The sequence below is a fragment of the Streptococcus sp. HMSC067A03 genome, assembly GCF_001814295.1.
GTDB lineage: Bacteria > Bacillota > Bacilli > Lactobacillales > Streptococcaceae > Streptococcus > Streptococcus constellatus.
Genome location: NZ_KV815642.1, coordinates 73,035 through 90,250 on the forward strand (window position 1 = coordinate 73,035; position 17,216 = coordinate 90,250).

General features: G+C 38.9%; 13 protein-coding genes. 1 reads left to right on the forward strand and 12 read right to left on the reverse strand.

Going from position 1 to position 17,216, the window contains the following annotated elements:
* The first annotated feature begins 34 nt into the window (after positions 1 to 34).
* A complete protein-coding gene (locus HMPREF2963_RS01035) occupies positions 35 to 508 on the forward strand; it encodes a GNAT family N-acetyltransferase (protein ID WP_003069702.1) in 474 nt (157 codons plus the stop codon).
* A 205-nt stretch (positions 509 to 713) separates the two neighbouring features.
* On the opposite strand, the gene HMPREF2963_RS01045 is transcribed toward HMPREF2963_RS01035, so the two are convergent.
* From HMPREF2963_RS01045 to HMPREF2963_RS01100, 12 genes are all read right to left on the reverse strand, one after another.
* Entirely contained in the window at positions 714 to 1,496 is a 783-nt protein-coding gene (locus HMPREF2963_RS01045) for a nucleotidyltransferase domain-containing protein (protein ID WP_070668082.1), read from the reverse strand.
* Positions 1,497 to 1,641: 145 nt separating this feature from the next.
* Positions 1,642 to 4,047 carry a phenylalanine--tRNA ligase subunit beta gene (pheT, locus tag HMPREF2963_RS01050; protein ID WP_070668083.1) on the reverse strand — a complete coding sequence of 802 codons (2,406 nt, stop codon included), beginning with the start codon at positions 4,045 to 4,047 and terminating at the stop codon, positions 1,642 to 1,644.
* 136 nt (positions 4,048 to 4,183) lie between these two features.
* Positions 4,184 to 4,711, reverse strand: a complete 528-nt coding sequence (locus HMPREF2963_RS01055; protein ID WP_048800071.1) for a GNAT family N-acetyltransferase — start codon at positions 4,709 to 4,711, stop codon at positions 4,184 to 4,186.
* A gap of 4 nt (positions 4,712 to 4,715) precedes the next feature.
* Entirely contained in the window at positions 4,716 to 5,762 is a 1,047-nt protein-coding gene (gene pheS / locus HMPREF2963_RS01060) for a phenylalanine--tRNA ligase subunit alpha (protein WP_003069711.1), read from the reverse strand.
* Positions 5,763 to 6,067: 305 nt separating this feature from the next.
* A complete protein-coding gene (locus HMPREF2963_RS01065) occupies positions 6,068 to 7,933 on the reverse strand; it encodes an ABC-F family ATP-binding cassette domain-containing protein (protein ID WP_070668085.1) in 1,866 nt (621 codons plus the stop codon).
* Positions 7,930 to 9,129, reverse strand: a complete 1,200-nt coding sequence (locus HMPREF2963_RS01070; RefSeq protein ID WP_048800073.1) for a CCA tRNA nucleotidyltransferase — start codon at positions 9,127 to 9,129, stop codon at positions 7,930 to 7,932. The genes HMPREF2963_RS01065 and HMPREF2963_RS01070 overlap by 4 nt, the downstream gene beginning before the upstream one ends.
* Positions 9,130 to 9,409: 280 nt before the next feature.
* Entirely contained in the window at positions 9,410 to 10,258 is an 849-nt protein-coding gene (locus tag HMPREF2963_RS01075; protein WP_070668087.1) for a DegV family protein, read from the reverse strand.
* A 3-nt stretch (positions 10,259 to 10,261) separates the two neighbouring features.
* On the reverse strand, positions 10,262 to 10,636 hold the full coding sequence (locus tag HMPREF2963_RS01080; protein WP_003069715.1) for a DUF1149 family protein: 375 nt from the start codon (positions 10,634 to 10,636) through the stop codon (positions 10,262 to 10,264).
* A gap of 160 nt (positions 10,637 to 10,796) precedes the next feature.
* Positions 10,797 to 12,746, reverse strand: coding sequence for a PTS fructose transporter subunit IIABC (locus HMPREF2963_RS01085; RefSeq protein ID WP_070668089.1), 1,950 nt, complete (start codon positions 12,744 to 12,746; stop codon positions 10,797 to 10,799).
* Positions 12,743 to 13,654, reverse strand: a complete 912-nt coding sequence (gene pfkB / locus HMPREF2963_RS01090) for a 1-phosphofructokinase (RefSeq protein WP_070668091.1) — start codon at positions 13,652 to 13,654, stop codon at positions 12,743 to 12,745. Before pfkB ends, HMPREF2963_RS01085 begins: the two co-directional genes overlap by 4 nt.
* On the reverse strand, positions 13,651 to 14,394 hold the full coding sequence (locus tag HMPREF2963_RS01095; protein WP_037566155.1) for a DeoR/GlpR family DNA-binding transcription regulator: 744 nt from the start codon (positions 14,392 to 14,394) through the stop codon (positions 13,651 to 13,653). Before HMPREF2963_RS01095 ends, pfkB begins: the two co-directional genes overlap by 4 nt.
* Before the next feature lie 151 nt (positions 14,395 to 14,545).
* Positions 14,546 to 17,089 (reverse strand): M1 family metallopeptidase, encoded by a 2,544-nt coding sequence (locus HMPREF2963_RS01100; protein WP_070668093.1) that lies wholly within the window; start codon positions 17,087 to 17,089, stop codon positions 14,546 to 14,548.
* Positions 17,090 to 17,216 lie beyond the last annotated feature (127 nt).

The window sequence follows — 17,216 nt, forward strand, 5'->3', positions numbered from 1 at the left end:
TAAAAATGACCGGTGGTCACAAAAGGAGTTCACTATGCCTATTAGAAAAGCAATCCCAAGCGATATTCCAGTACTCAATCATCTTTTAGAGCAAGTCTTGCTTGTTCATCATAAAGTCCGACCAGATATTTTCAAAGAGAGTGGCCGCAAATTCAACGATGAACAGTTGAAAACACTGATGTCTCAGGAAAATACACCAATCTTTGTCTTTGAAAATGAAGAAGGAAAAATCTTAGGTCATCTCTTTTGCATCATTAAAGAACCACAAAGTCTCGCACAAACACCTATCAAAACGCTTTTTATTGAAGACCTTTGCGTTGATGAAAATGCTCGTGGTCAAAAAATTGGTGAGCAGCTCTGCCATTTTGCAGAAGAATTTGCCCAAGAAATTGGCTGTTACAACTTAACCCTTGATGTATGGAATGATAATGTCGCTGCCTTGCGCTTTTATGAACGTTTAGATCTAAAGCCCCAACAAACAATCATGGAAAAAATTTTAAAGAAATAGGAAAAATTCATGAGTCAGAGAGAAAAAAACTGCAATCCGAAAAACATGACTAGCCACAACCAAACAATAAGACTGCCCAAAATATTTTTGACTCTCTCTGCAGAAGAAACTACTAAAGGAGCTTTTTATAATGATTTCAAGAAAAATCTACTAAATACAAAAAACGGCTTAAACCGTTTTTTTTTATACTCAATTCCAGCCGATTTTATGATAAAATTCCCTCTAAATTTACAATTATTTCTCTTAATTGTTTTTCAAGAATTTCAGGACTAGCAGTGATGCTCATTAATAAGGCATTTAAAGATTTCTCAAATTGATTGGGAAGAAGGCTTGCATGAGCTTTTGCATACGACATCATTCTCTTTTCGCCGGGGTGGGTCAATTCATTAACTGCAAAAATAATGTCAAAATAGGATTCTAAAAAAGCTGTAACACGATGATTAACGCTAACAAAGTCTTTTCGTTTTGCTGCTTTTAGAATCTGCGTATCGTAGGACGGCAAATGTCCAGTTAACAAACTAAAATTTCGTGAAATGATATTGTCTTTTAATTTCGGAGGAAAAGGAACGTTAAACCGTTCTTGCAATTTACCTAATTCTCCATCCGCATCATACAGAATCTTGCAGGTTTTTAAATTGTGCCAAAAGCAGGTAGTGTAGCCATTTCCTGCTTGATGTTTTTCGACAACATTTTCAATATCTTGCGCAAAATCACGAATGTCCCGATAAAGAATATCAATATCAATGCCATTATTTAAGGTACAGTCGTCTTCCAATTCCCAAAATTGATTGCTTATTTCCATATAAGAACAATATTGGGTCAAAATCAACTTCCGACTGTCTTCATCTGGAATGCTCGTGCAGTAAATATATAAATCATAGTCCGAGGTCTCATCATAAGTTTCTCCGCTACGAGATCCGCCTAAGGCAATCGCTGTCACTTCTGGTAAATTGGAAAATGCTTTCCAAAGTTTCGCAAAAACTGTCATTATTTTCTCCTATGTCAAGTTATTTATAAAAAACTTTGCCCTTATTATACACCATATTTTTTGAAGAAGAAAGATTTACAAGATAAAAATAGAAGTGAGACTAAGAACTAAAATTTTTAGTTCTGTCTCACTCCTAGTTCTAGTATTACCGCACTTCTGCACCAATCGTTTCTTCAAGGGATTTTTGGATTTTTTCCATATAGCGAGCCACTTCTTCATCTTCCAAAGTATCCTCTGGATTTTGGAAAGTCAAAGTGTAGGCCATGGACTTCATACCAAGCCCAAGTTTTTCGCCTGAGAAAACATCAAACAATTTAATATCTGTCAAGCGCTTCACACGAGCAGCTTCAATAGCTGCAACCACCTCTTTGTGGCTGATTTCTGCTTTAAGAAGCAAAGCAATATCACGTGTTACAGCTGGGAATTTAGTAATTTCTACAAATGGTTTTGCTGGTTGAATCGCTTTTTCAATAGCTGTTAAGTTGATTTCTGCTACATACGTTTCTGGGATATTATAATCCTTAGCAGTTACTGGATGAACTTGACCAACAAAGCCAATGACTTGTCCGTCCAGCAAAATGGCTGCTGTACGTCCCGGATGCATGCTGGCTAATGCTCGCGTCACTGTGTATTCTACTTTCAGTCCAAGGCGGTCAAACAGTGCTTCCAGAACTCCTTTTGCATAAAAGAAATCAACTGGTACAGCAGAAGTTTGAAAATCTTTTTCAGCTACCAAACCTGTCAAAGCAAAGGCAAAGCTATTGATTTCAGTTGGCAATTCTGCTGTTGGATTTCCAGCTTGCTCGAAGACTTTTCCGATTTCGTACAGCGCTAAATCTTTATTTTTTCGTGCAATATTATAAGCAACAGTATCCAAAATACCAGCTACCATATTTTGCCGAAGAACACTGCGTTCTACTGTCATCGGCCACATCAATTCTGTTAAGTTACTTGGCTTCATACTAAATTGCATAGCTTTTTCAGGAGTGGTTAGGGCGTAGCTGATGACTTCCGTCAGACCAGCACCTTCTGCAACAGTACGAACTTTGCGACGAAGTTTTTGGGTTTCTGTTAATTCGCCAGCAGTTCCGTCATCTTTAGGCAATGTTGCCGGCAATCTGTCATAACCATAAATACGTGCAATTTCTTCATAAAGGTCAGCTTCAATATGAATATCCCAACGACGAGGTGGTACACTCACTGTGAATTTCTCTGCATTACCAGTAAGACCAAAACCAAGACGGCGAAAAACATCTTCAACATCAGTATAAGTCAATTCTGTTCCAAGCACACGATTGACATCTGCCAATGTTGAAGCAACTTCAACATCCGATGTGTCTACTTGACCTGCTGAAACGATGCCAGCTTGTACGTTTGCTCCTGTAAGATCTGCAATCATGCTAGCTGCTGCATTGAGGGCTTCTGTTACTGTTGCTAGGTTAATTCCTTTCTCAAAACGAGAGGATGATTCTGAGCGAAGATTGAGACGCCCACTCGTATGACGAATGGAAGTTCCATCAAAAACTGCTGCCTCAAGCACTACACGCCTTGATTTAGGGGAGATTTCCGTTTCACTTCCACCCATAATACCAGCCAATGCTACAGGCTTATCTGCTACAGTAATAACAAGATCACTCGTTTCTAAATCACGCTCTTCATCATCAAGAGTTACTAACTTTTCACCTGCATGCGCTTCACGTACGACAATTTGATTATCTTCGAAAGTATCTAAATCAAAGGCGTGCATTGGTTGACCAAAATATAGCAACATATAATTTGTCACATCTACTACATTATTGATTGGGCGAATTCCCTCATTCATAAGTAGATTTTGAAGCCACTGCGGACTTGGAGTAATGGTAACATTCTCTAAAATACGCACTGCATAAAAAGGCGCCTTTTCTGTTTCAATAGCAACAGATAGTTGTTCTGCTGCTTGCCTATCTGTCTCTAGTAACGGAAAATCTTGAAAATGAACTGATTTGTCATAAATCGCTGCCACCTCATATGCTACCCCACGCATTGAAAGAGCATCCGCACGGTTCGGCGTAATAGAAAGCTCAATAATTTCATCATCCAAGTCAAGATAAGGAAACACGGAATCCCCTGGGACAGCTTCTTCTGGCAAAATTTGAATCCCTTCGGAAAATTCTTTTGGAACAATCGAGTCAGAAATACCTAATTCTCCAAGAGAACAAATCATTCCAAGAGATTCTAAACCGCGGATTTTTCCTTTTTTAATCTTGTAATTATCCGCAATACGAGCTCCGGGAAGAGCTACCATAACCTTGATTCCTGCTCGTACATTTGGAGCGCCACAAACGATTTGTCGAAGTGCTTCTTCTCCCACGTTCACTTGACATACATGCAAGTGCGTCTCAGGCACATCTTCACAGCTGACCACTTCACCAACGACAATGTTTGACAATCCCTCAGCAGGTGAACTAACCCCTTCTACTTCTATTCCTGTTGTTGACATTTTTTCAGCTAATTCTTCACTTAGCACATCTACATCAACTAGTTCTTTTAACCATTTATAACTTACTAGCATAATTCATCTATATGAGTATAGCAAAATCTTTGAGAATTTTTTGCTTTTTCTCAAAAATTTCACCTCATATTTATTTCCTTTCTTTTAATTCGCAGAGCTATTGAGAACACGAAAGCAGTGCTCAACGCTTTCTCAATTATTTTAATTTTTTCCGTATGAGCCAATCAATGTCAACCGTTTCACCTGTCACATATTCATGCTCACTAAAACGCTCAAAACCATATTTAAAGTAAAAGTTTTGGGCCTTAAAATTCTTTTCCCAAACGCCTAGCCACACCCATGAACATTTTCGTTTCATAGCTTCCTGCAGGGCAAATTCAAACATTTCCTTGCCAAAACCTTGTCCTTGATACGGTTTCAAAACATAGATACGATGCACCTCAAAAGCATTCCTCATTGAATAGTCTGACTCTACTGGTTCAGTCTGTTCCTGCCCCCAGTTAAATTTGAGAAAACCAACAATCTTCTCTGTTTCATCTAACGCAAAATAGGTCTCTGACTCTACCAGTGCCAAATCCTTCTGAATCCGCTCAAGTGAGAGCTCATGCGCAAAATAATCTTGCATGTCTTCTGCCTTGATGTAAGGGCCAAAAGTTTCTAGATAAGTCTGCACTTCTAGTGCTCTTAGAACTTCAACCTGTTCTTCTTTTACTTTTATTAACATACATTTATTTAAATTGTTCTGAGAACCGAACATCTCCTTGATAAAATCCGCGAATGTCATTGATTCCGTAGCGCAACATAGCCACACGTTCTTGCCCAAGGCCAAAGGCAAAACCAGAATAAACATCCGGATCAATGCCACTCATTTCAAGAACACGAGGGTGCACCATTCCGGCTCCCATAATTTCAATCCAGCCAGTCTTTTTGCAAACATTGCACCCTTGACCACCGCATTTGAAGCAGGAAACATCCACCTCAACAGAAGGCTCTGTGAATGGGAAGTAAGATGGACGCAGACGGATCTGACGCTCTTCACCAAACATTTTTTGCACAATGAGCTCCAATGTTCCTTGAAGATCTGCCATAGAAATATTTTTTCCGACAACTAAACCTTCAATTTGATGAAATTGATGAGAATGCGTTGCATCATCCGTATCCCGTCGGAACACACGCCCTGGCGAAATCATCTTCAAAGGTCCTTTAGAAAAATCATGTGCATCCATCGCTCGAGCTTGAACCGGACTAGTGTGAGTCCGCAGTAAAATTTCTTCTGTAATATAGAAAGTATCCTGCATATCACGCGCTGGGTGGTCTTTTGGTAAATTCATCCGCTCAAAGTTGTAATAGTCTGTTTCGACTTCAAAACCATCTACAACTTGATAACCCATCCCAATAAAAATATCTTCAATTTCTTCACTTGTCTGGCTAAGAACATGACGATTCCCAGCAAGAATTTTCCGACCCGGAAGAGTTACATCTACTGACTCCCTAGCCAGCTGATTAGCAACTTTTTGCTCTTCCAATAGTTTTGCAGATTCTTCAAAAGCAGCAGTCAATACATCCCGTGCTTCATTGACATGTTTCCCGATAATCGGACGCATATCAGCAGAGACATCTTTCATACCTTTTAAAATTTCTGTTAAAGAGCCTTTCTTTCCAAGGACAGAAACACGCAGATTCTGCATTTCTTTTTCATTTTCAGTTGAAATTTTTTTCAGCGACGCCAGAGTTTCTTCTCTAAGCTTATTTAATTGTTCCTCAATGGTTGACATAATTCCTCCAAATATAAAAAACCGCTTGTCAGACTCCATAAGCGGAGCGTTGACACGCGGTACCATCCGTTTTCATCTGGTTTTCCAGACCTTAATTCTAAATCCCTTTGCAAGTGAATTTACCTAGTTTTCATCTAAAGAACTCTCAGTCTCTGGTTCTTCTCCCTGTCAAACTTCCCCTAAGCTACTAGTCTTGCGGATTCTTATTTAATTAATTGGTATTATACCAAATTTTATAGGATTTGTAAATAGACCTTGTTTAAAAATGTAAAGATGCTCGTAATACATATATGTAGTTGTTAACTCTATACTAATGTACTCAAGTATTCATAGCGTTCATATTTTTCCAAAAGGAAATCATTTTTGGCATCCAGTTCTTTTTGGAGTTCAGCGAGTCGACCGAAGTCTGAAGCATATTCCAGCATTTTCCGCTCAATAATTGCAATTTCCTCTTCAAGTTTCTCTATATCACCCTCAATAGACTCCCACTCCTGCTTTTCAAAATAGCTCATGCGCTTCTTCTCCTCACGCACCTTCACTGGCTTTTCCTTTCCAGTCTTTTGGGAAATGGCAGAACTCTCAGCCAGAAAAGCTTTTTCATCTAAATAATCCGTATAATTACCGAAGTACTCTCTGATAGTTCCCTCTTCAAAAGCTAAAATCTTATCTGCTACTTTATCAAGGAAATACCGATCGTGACTAACAGTAATAACTGGTCCAGCAAAACTCTGCAAAAAGTTTTCCAGTACTGTTAGAGTTGCAATGTCCAAATCATTGGTTGGCTCATCAAGAAGCAAGACATTAGGTTTTTCCAAGAGAAGTTTCAGTAGATAAAGACGCTTTTTCTCTCCACCAGAAAGCTGTTCAATCAAAGTACCATGAGTAGAGCGCGGGAAGAGGAATTGCTCCAATAGTTCCGCAATTGATGTTGTTCCATTGCCTATTTTAACCTCTTCAGCCACTTCTTGCAAGAAATTGATGACGCGTTTAGACCCATCTAATCCTTCAATTTGCTGTGAAAAATAAGCCACACGAACTGTCTCGCCAATGACAAGTTCACCAGACTGAGGTACTAATTTTCTAGCAATCAAATTGAGCAAGGTCGATTTTCCAACACCGTTATCACCCACAATTCCAAGCCGATCCTTATTTTGAATCAATAAGTTAAAACGAGAAAGAATCTTCTTGTCACCATAAGCAAAGTCAACATCTTTAAATTCAATCACTTTCTTACCAATACGACTGGTTTCGAAATTCATTTCCAAACTACTGTCAGTTGCCTGACCCGCTAAATCTTGCTTAAGGTCATGGAAACGATTGATTCGTGCTTGCTGCTTGGTTGCTCTGGCCTGTGGCTGACGGCGCATCCAGGACAACTCTTGCTTATACAGTTGCTGCTTTTTATGGAGAAGGGCAGCATCTCGCTCATCCTGTTCCGCTTTCAAACGGACATAATCCTGATAATTTCCTTGATATTCAACTAAACTACCACTGTCTAACTCAAAAATTCGAGTTGAAACAGAATCTAAAAAATAACGATCATGGGTAATAAAAAGAACTGTCTTTTTGGAATTCTTCAAAAAATTCGTCAGCCATTCGATACTAGCAATATCCAAATGGTTGGTTGGTTCATCAAGGAGCAATAAGTCATCATCTCCTAACAGAACTTGTGCTAATTGAACTCGACGTCGCAAACCTCCTGACAAATCGCCAACCTTAGCAGATAAATCGTTCAACCCCAGCTTAGACAAAACTGTCTTAACTTGACTTTCGATTTCCCAGGCCTGAAGAGCATCCATTTCAGCCATTACTTTCTCTAAACGAGACTGATTATTTTCATCATAGTTAGATAGTAGTAGCTCATATTCACGAATAAGCTGCATTTCTCGCAGAGTACTAGACAAGGCCGTATCAAGCACTGTCCTATCGCCATCAAAGTGCGGATCTTGTGTTAAGTAACCGATTTTATAGTCTGAATGAGCAGAAAAGGGATTGACATCCCCGTCAAATCCAGATTTTCCAGACAGAACGTTCAAAAGAGTTGTTTTTCCAGTTCCATTAACCCCAATCAAGCCAATGCGATCCAAACCATGAATAATAAAGGAAATATTTTTAAAAACAGTCTTATCTCCTACCGTTTTAGTCAACTTTTCAACAATAAAGTCACTCATCTTCTCTCCTCTACAAAAGCTAAAATAGCTTCAAGGCAGTTGTCCAAGACGCCATTCACAATAGCCATCTCAATCTCAGTCAAGAGCTGTCCTAAAGCAGGTCCAGGCTTAAAACCAAACTTTTTGATTAACAGGCCACCATTGACGACAATCTCATGTTTATCATGAATCGTTAGTGAATTATAAGTAAGATAAATCTTTTCAAAATCAACAGCTAATCCCTGTGCTTGACGAATTTCTTCTGCTTGTATCATCAGGTCCAGTTCAAAACGATAGCATTCTTCCTTATTCAGAAAATGCGTTTGGCGAATGGTATAAATCGTAACAATTTGCTCTACGCGTTTTTGAAATTCATTTGAAGTTTTCCAATGCTTTAGGAATTTTTTAACATTTTTTACTTGAAGAACCATTAGAAGAGCAGCCCAGGCTTGCTCTGAACTCGTAAATTTAAAATCTGCTTCAACATCAAACATCGTTTCCAATTGTGATTGGCTGCTACGCATGTCAGGTAAATAATCCGTTGCACCACTGGCAATCAGACTTTTCAAACCTTTACGCCAATAAAACGCTGTCAGTAATTTATCAAATTCAATAAAAGTCCGCTCTACAGAAATTTTTTCTAATAGCGGAGCACACATTTTCATGGCATTGAATGTGTCTTTGTCTAACGCAAAACCCAGAGTAGCCTGAAAACGAAATCCTCGCATGATACGCAAGGCATCTTCGGTGAAACGCTCCGAAGGTGTTCCTACAGCACGTAAAATCTGATGTTTTAGATCATTCAATCCTTCAAATAAATCAATCACATTCCCTGTTTCATCTAAAGCCAACGCATTGATCGTAAAATCGCGCCGCTTTAAATCTTCTTTTAGAGAACGAACAAAGGTAACATGACTAGGTCTACGATAATCTACATAAATATCCTCGGTCCGAAAAGTCGTCACTTCGTATTCATGATTGTCCTCTAATACTAAAACTGTCCCGTGCTCAATCCCAACATCAATCGTTCGTTCAAAAATACGTTTGGTTTCTTCTGGATAACTGGAACTCGCAATATCCACATCATGAATCGGTCGATTCAATAAAGCATCGCGGACTGACCCACCGACAAAATACGCCTCAAAACCGGCATTCTTGATCTTCTTTAATACTGGTAAAGCCTCCTGAAATTCAGAAGGCAGATTTTCTAATCTCATAATAAATATTCCAATCGTCATATTTTTCTAATCATGATGTGGCTCATTTGAAAATTATTTACTACTTAAACTTAATTGAACACACTATCAGGAAAATCTATCCCTTAGCAAAATTAGGAGCAAGCATATCTCCTAGCCATCTTGCCTGTGAAGGTTCGATGAACTTTGTAATTTCATCCCAATCACTCTAACCACAGAAGCAAAGCCATGCTCTTAATACGCTCTATCACCAACTTATAGGCATTTCCCATAAAGCCTTTTAGGATAGGCGAATTGCACCTTAGACAATCGGGATATAAGCAAGAGCAATACTTCCTGCTCCCAAATGAGTTCCAATCACACTGCCAAATGTTGCAATGGGAATTTCTCCAGTAATTCGCTCTTCTACTAATAATTTATGTAGAAGTTCTGCTTTTTCCCGTGCATTTCCATGAATAATCATCACCTGGTAATTTCCTTGTGCAGTCTGTTCTCTGACAATCTCAACCAGACGTTTCGTAGCTTTTTTCTCGGTACGAATTTTTTCATAAACCTCAATGACTCCCTCGTCATTAAAGTAAAGAATTGGTTTGATACTGAGCAAGTTTCCAAGAATTGCAGCACCGTTAGACAAACGACCACCCTTCACCAAGTGATTTAAGTCATCTACCATGATGAAAGCACCAATTCCCTTAATTTGAACTTCAAGATTGTTTAAAATTTGTTCAAACAATAATCCCTGTTTAGTCCAGTTCAAAATATGCTCCACCATCATTCCAAGTGGCGCACTTGTGATTTTTGAATCCGGAAAAGCAATTTCTAAACTTGGAAATTCATCTTTCAAATACTGGATATTTTGATAAAAACCAGAAATTCCACTCGATAAAAACAAACCAATGACATGAGTATAACCTTGTCCTTCTACTAAAGAAAGGATATTTACTAAGCTAGCAATACTCGGTTGGCTCGTCTTTGGCAATTCACTAGAAGCTGCCATTTTTTGATAAAATTCACTAGCAGAAAGATTTTTTCCTTCAATATACTCAACCCCGTCTATACTAACGGGAATATCTAGGACAAATAAATGCTCATTTTCGGCTACTTTATTATTTAAATATGCTGACGAATCAGTAATTACAGCTAATTTCATGCATTAAAACTCCAAATTGATGCCTGGTAAATCTAAGGCGATTTCTGTTACTTCATAGGTCAAACGATTTAATACAGCCAAACTTGGCTGAGCTAATTGCTCCACCTCATCCTGCTCAAATTCACTCGGTTCGTTCACAATTCGCCCAAGAATATGATTGACTTGCGAGATTGTTCCACTAATGACAAAAGCATCAAAGACAATCATAAAACTCACAATTACAACGATAGAGGTCACTTGCCCCTCCTGATCCTGATTTAACAATTGAAAATTGACGTCCACTTTTGTTTCTGGAGTTCCATTTTCTTTTTCCCATTCTAAATTACGAGCATCATAATGATATTGACTAACAAATTCTTTTTCACGTTGTAATTCCATTTCGTTTCTCCTCAAAATATGCGTTAGTAAAATTATATCATATTTTCAAACACCTGACTATTTTAATCAATGTGAAAATCATCTTCTGCCAATGTTTCTTTTAGAATTAAAAAAGAGTCAGAGAATTTTTCTCCAACTCCTAGAATGATGAAACTCATCATTATTTATTCAATGGTTTGCGAAGTGCTCCGAATAATACACCACTTACAATTGCACCAATCAAGATAAAGATGATATAGAGAAGAGCATTTGAAGTAAGTGCAATAACGAAGATTCCTCCGTGTGGTGCTATTAATTTAATACCAGCCATGCCGACAAGAGCACCTGCTAAAGCAGAGCCAACCATAAAGCTTGGAATAGCGCGAGCAGGGTCAGCAGCACCAAATGGAATGGCACCTTCAGTGATGAATGATAGCCCCATAACAATGTTTGTCAAACCTGAATTACGTTCTTCTTCGGTGAATTTGTCTTTGAATAAAAGCGTTGCAACAAAGACTGCTAGAGGAGGAACCATACCACCAGCCATAACTGCTGCCATCACAACTGAACCACCTGTTGAAACAGTTGCTGCAAGAGTTCCTGTACCAAAGATATAGGCCGCCTTATTGAAAGGACCACCCATATCAATAGCCATCATACCACCTACAACGAGTCCAAGAAGGACAGCTGAACTACCAGATAAACCTTCTAGGAAACTATTCAATCCAGTATTGATAGCTGCCATTGGAATATTCACCAATAGCATCAAGAAGCCAGTTAGCAAGATTCCCAACAGCGGGTAAAGTAGAATGGACTTGATGCCCTCTAGTGATTTTGGAAGACCACTCAAGGCTTTTTTAAGAAAGTTTACAACGTAACCTGCAAGGAAACCACCCACTAGGGCTCCAAGGAAACCAGAAGGGACGCCAGCAAGAGCAAGGGTTGCTTTCCCGCCTGCTGCAAATGGAATTTTTCCAAAAGCAAGACCTGCCGAAGCCATGCTACCTGCTACAAACCCTGGTGCCAAACCTGGCTTTTCCGCAATAGAATAAGCGATATAACCAGCAAGAACAGGAAGCATAAAGCCAAAGGCCAAGCCACCAATATTCTTAAACATAGCTGCCAACTCATGATAAGTACCGAGATTTGCCAATTGATCTTTTGGCACTCCCATTGCTTGGTCAATCAAGAATGCCACTGCAATCATGATACCACCGCCGATAACGAATGGAAGCATTTGGCTAACACCACTCATCAAGTGTTTGTAGAATCCACCTGCTGCATTTGTTGAAGAGGACGCAGCTGCTTTATTGGCTGCATGATATACTTCTGCTTTTCCTGACAATGCCAAGTTAATCAATTCTTCTGTTTTACGAATACCATCAGCAACCGGACGATTAATCAGTGGTTTCCCATCAAATCGATCCATTTCTACAGCTTTATCAGCTGCAATAATAACTGCTTTTGCTTTTTGAATATCTTCTGCTGTCAGTTTGTTTCCGATACCACTGGCACCATTGGTTTCGACTTTGATACCAACTCCCATTTCGGCGGCTACCTTTTGAAGCGCTTCTTGAGCCATATAAGTATGTGCAATACCTGTTGTACATGCTGTAACTGCAACAAGAAAATCACCATCTTTGCTTGCCGGTGCTACCGTTGTAGGTTCTGCTGCTTTTTCAGATGTTTGGTCAAATAATGCAATCACTTCATCTGGTGAAGTTACTTGACGAAGTTTGTCTGCAAATCCATCTTTCATCAGGTATTGGGACAATTCTGCAAGTGCAGCCAAGTGAGTATCGTTCGCTCCTTCTGGTGCAGCAATCATGAAGAACAAATCTGTCGGTTGCCCGTCTAAACTTTCATAATCCACACCTTTGTTTGATTTTGCAAAAAGAACGGTTGCTTCTTTGACTGCCGCATTTTTACTGTGTGGCATGGCAATCCCGTCGCCCAAGCCTGTTGACGTTAAAGCTTCACGAGCCAAGATTCCTTCTTTGAATGTTTCAAAATCTGTCACATAACCGTGGTCAACTAAACTGCGAATCATTTCATCAATAGCAGCTGTTTTTTCAGTTGCTTGTAAATCAAGCAACATCACATCTTTTCTCAGTAAATCCTGAATTTTCATATTTTTTCTACCTCTACTTTTTCATATGTTTCGTTAATAAAAGCGGCTGTTGCCAAGTCATCAGAGAAAGTCGTTGCCGTCCCGCAAGCTACTCCCCATTTGAAGGCTTCAACAGCATTTCCTGAACGAACAAATTCGCCAGTAAAGCCTGCAACCATGGAGTCACCAGCTCCGACAGAATTTTTTACGATTCCCTTGATTGGCTTTGCAAAATATGCTCCGTCCTTTGTTACCAAAAGCGCTCCATCACCTGCCATAGAAATAATGACATGTTGGGCTCCCTTGACTAGAATTTCACGAGCATATTTCTCAATCTCATCCAGCTTTTCCAGCTTCACTCCGAAAATATCACCCAGTTCATGATTGTTTGGTTTGACCAATAATGGCTGAAATGCCAGTGAATCAATAAGTGTTTGTCCTTCAAAATCGCAAACGACCTGTGCGCCAGTTTGTCTCGTTAAGCTAATTAACTCTTTGTAGACGACATTCCCCAGATTTTTGTTACTTGATCCTGCAAACACCACTGTATCTTGTTCTGACAGTCCTGAAAGGATCTCTTTCAATTCTGCTAATTGCTCTGGTAAGACGGTCGGACCCGTTCCATTGATTTCTGTTTCAGCATCTGCTTTAATTTTCACATTAATGCGCGTATCCTCTAACACTTGAACAAAATTAGTCGCAATCGCTTCATTTTCCAAGGTATCAGTAATAAATTTTCCAGTAAAACCACCTATAAAGCCAGTCGCTGTGTTATCAATTCCCAAACGTTTGAGCACACGACTGACATTGATGCCTTTGCCACCAGCAAATTTATCATCGCTTTCCATACGATTCACGCTTCCAACATTGACCTTATCCAAACGGACAATATAGTCAATAGAAGGGTTAAGCGTAACAGTATAAATCATACTTCAATAACCTCCGTTTTTTCTTTTATCTTTTCCAATTGCTCATTGGCACATGCACTCGTAATAATGCTAGCACGTTTGATAGGGGCGACTTTCACGAAAGAGGAATGACCGATTTTTGAAGCATCAGCTAAGATGTAGGTCTGCTTGGCGTTTTCAAGAATCGCTCGTTTGACTGCTCCTTCTTCCATATCAGGTGTTGTATAGAAATTTTCATCAATTCCATTCATACCAATAAAGGCTTTGTTGAAATTCAACTGACCAATTTGATTCAAAGCAACCCCCCCGATACTAGCGTCTGTTGAGCTTTTAACCACCCCTCCGATAATAACTGTTGGAATGTTTTTCTCAACTAATTTTGTCGCATGGTGAATAGAATTGGTCACAACTGTCATATGTTTATTTGAAAGTTCATTCACTAACAATTCATTTGTCGTTCCAGCATCAATAAAAATAACATCTTGTTCTTGAATCAATTCCGCTGCTTTTTGAGCAATTCGTAATTTATCTTGAACGTTTTTGATAGATTTTTCTTGATTGCTTTCTTCCTCTTGAAGGAAATGAATATTTTCTGCACCACCGTGAATTCGGCGCAGTTTTCTTTCACTCTCCAATTCATCTAAATCTCTACGAACTGTCGATTCAGACGTATCTAATAGACGAACTAAAGTATCTAGTGAAACAACTTGATGACGATTAATTTCCTCTAAAATTACCTGTTTTCGCTCTGATTTTAAGATAATTCCACCCCTTCCTGCAATCGTTTACAGATTTATTATACACCAATTTATTTCAAAGTCAAGCATTTTCTTTCAAAAACTATCATTTTTAATAAAATATCGAAATACAATAAGAAAAGGCTGAAATTCGCATTCAACCTTTTTTATACTATTATACTGTCGCTTTGATTGCTGCTTCAACAGCTGCTTTTTCTTTGTCAATCAAATCAATACGAGCGGAAATTTCTTTGATTCCCATACTAATATTACGGCTAATTGCCAAATCAGATAATTGTGGTTCAAAGAAGGCTTTGTATTCTGCTAAACGTTCATGCGTCTTAAAGGTACTTGCTGGATAAATGACAAATTTGTCAAAACTCATATCTCCACCAAGAGCTGCCTTAATCCAATCCCAATTGTCACGCGCCCAAGTCCAGACAGTTCCTTGTGTGAAATCATGTTGTAAGAAAGTAAAATACCAGCTCATTGCTAAATCCTGCGGTTTTACAATATCTTTATTTTTCCATTCTTCTAAAAGATGAGTGAGTGTTGTTTCGTTCTTCGTATAAGAAAGAGCCGAGGCCAATTGACGTTGGAAGTTGCCGTCAACCGTTGTAATGTATTTTGCTAAATATTTATCGGTCAATTCTTTTGTCTCATGGCGTTTGATTTGGTTAATCAAAATTTGCAAGCGAGTGGCTGCAGGAAGTTTTTCCAAAGTATCGTGATAAGCTTCAAAAATTTGGCTAGCTTTTTGACTCGCTTTTTCATCATCAGCCGCAATCATATTCGCTACAACAATTTGACGAACCAATTCATCTTCATCTGTTTCACCTGCTTTAGCTTCAAAACCAAGTCGGTCAAAGTTAGCTTGATTCAGTTTGATAAGTAACTTCTTAAAGGCTACCTCTGTTTCTGTCCCTTCATCCACAAAAATCTTCAAACTATTTAGCACAGCTTTTACAGCAGATACTACAAGATAAGATCTTTCATTGGTCAATTTTTCGATAACTGGGATTAAGTCTGCAAATGAAACAGAACCAGCTTCCGCCAACAGGCGACGTTCTTGCACCACTTGCAACTTACTTGTATTATCCAAGTCCGTAATAGTTGCTAAAATATTATCCAATAATTCACCTTGATAATCAGTGATGTAATGCGCCGTATTTTCTGTATTGAAGCGAAGTGCTCCTTCATTTTGCGCTGCCAGAGCTGCATAATTTGGAATTTCAAGCATTTCGGTTTCTAAAGTATCTGGAATACCTGTCCAATTACTATTCAATGGTACAACCCATAGACGACCTTTTTCTTCTTTTTCACCAATAAAGAATTGTTTTTGAGAAATTTTGAGAGTGTCGTTTTCCACAATCGCTGTCAAAACAGGATAGCCTGGTTGTTCTAGCCACGAATCCATAAAGGCTGCTACGTCACGCCCTGAAGCTGCACCAAGAGCATTCCATAAGTCACGACCAATTGTATTACCATATTGATGTTTTGCAAAATAAGCATTCAAGCCTTTTGCAAAAGCTTCATCTCCTAGCCAACGACGAAGCATGTGCATGAGACGACTTCCTTTAGCGTAAACAATCGCAGGATCAAATAAGGTATTGATTTCGTCTGGATGTTTTACTTCCACATGGACAGATTGAACACCGTCAGTCGCATCCCGTTTTAGAGCCAGAGGAACGCCACTTGTTTGGAAATCCTCAAAGATGTTCCAAGTTGGTTCAATGGCATTCACACAGACATATTCCATCATGTTAGCAAAGCTTTCATTGAGCCAAAGATCATCCCACCATTTCATTGTGACCAAGTTACCAAACCATTGGTGCGCCAATTCGTGAGCAATCACAAGAGCTACTTGCTGACGACTAGTAACAGTTGAATTTTCGTCTACTAAGAGGTAAACCTCACGATAAGTGACCAAGCCCCAATTTTCCATAGCACCTGCAGAGAAATCTGGTAAAGCTACATGTAAGGATTGAGGAATTGGATACTTCACCCCATAATATTCTTCATAAAAGTCAATAGAGCGAACTGCAATATCTAGGGCAAACTCTAAGTTTGAAGCAGGGTGGGCTTTAGTAGAGTATACACCCACCAAAGTGCCATTCTTTGTCTTAGCTGTAACACCTTGCAAATCGCCAGCTGCAAATGCTAAGAGGTAAGAAGACATACGAGGCGTTGTTGCAAATGTCCAGATACCCGTTGCTTTCCGATTTTCTACATCAATTTCCGGCATATTTGAAAGCGCTATTTCTCCTGCTACTTGGTCGAATTTCAAAGAAAGATCAAAAGTTGCTTTTGCTTCTGGCTCATCTACGCTTGGAAAAGCTTCACGCGCAAAATGACTTTCAAACTGAGTAGAAAGCACTTCTTTTTTAACTCCATCAACAGTATAGTAAGAAGGATAAATTCCTGTCATATTATCTGTAATTTTACCTGTATAAGAGAGAGTTACTTCAACAGTTCCTGAATGACCAAGCTCAATATAAACTGCTTCATTTTCATTATCTACAGAGAATGGGCGTGATTGACCAGCTACTTCGACAGATTGAATCACTAAATCTTTCTGATGAAGTGAGATTTTTTCACCTTTTGCTTCTCCGCTAATAGTTACCTTACCTGTAAATGTTTTTTGCTCCCGATTCAAATCTAAAAAAATCGTATAGTGATTTGGAACAAATGTTTCAATAAAATGTGCAACTGCTTGCATGTATTTCTCCTTAATTAATAATATAATCTGTAACTATTGTATCATAATTCATGCCTGCTAACACGTATTCTTTATAGTTTTCCTACATTTTGTGATAAAATAGAAATACGTTATCATTTTAAGGAGA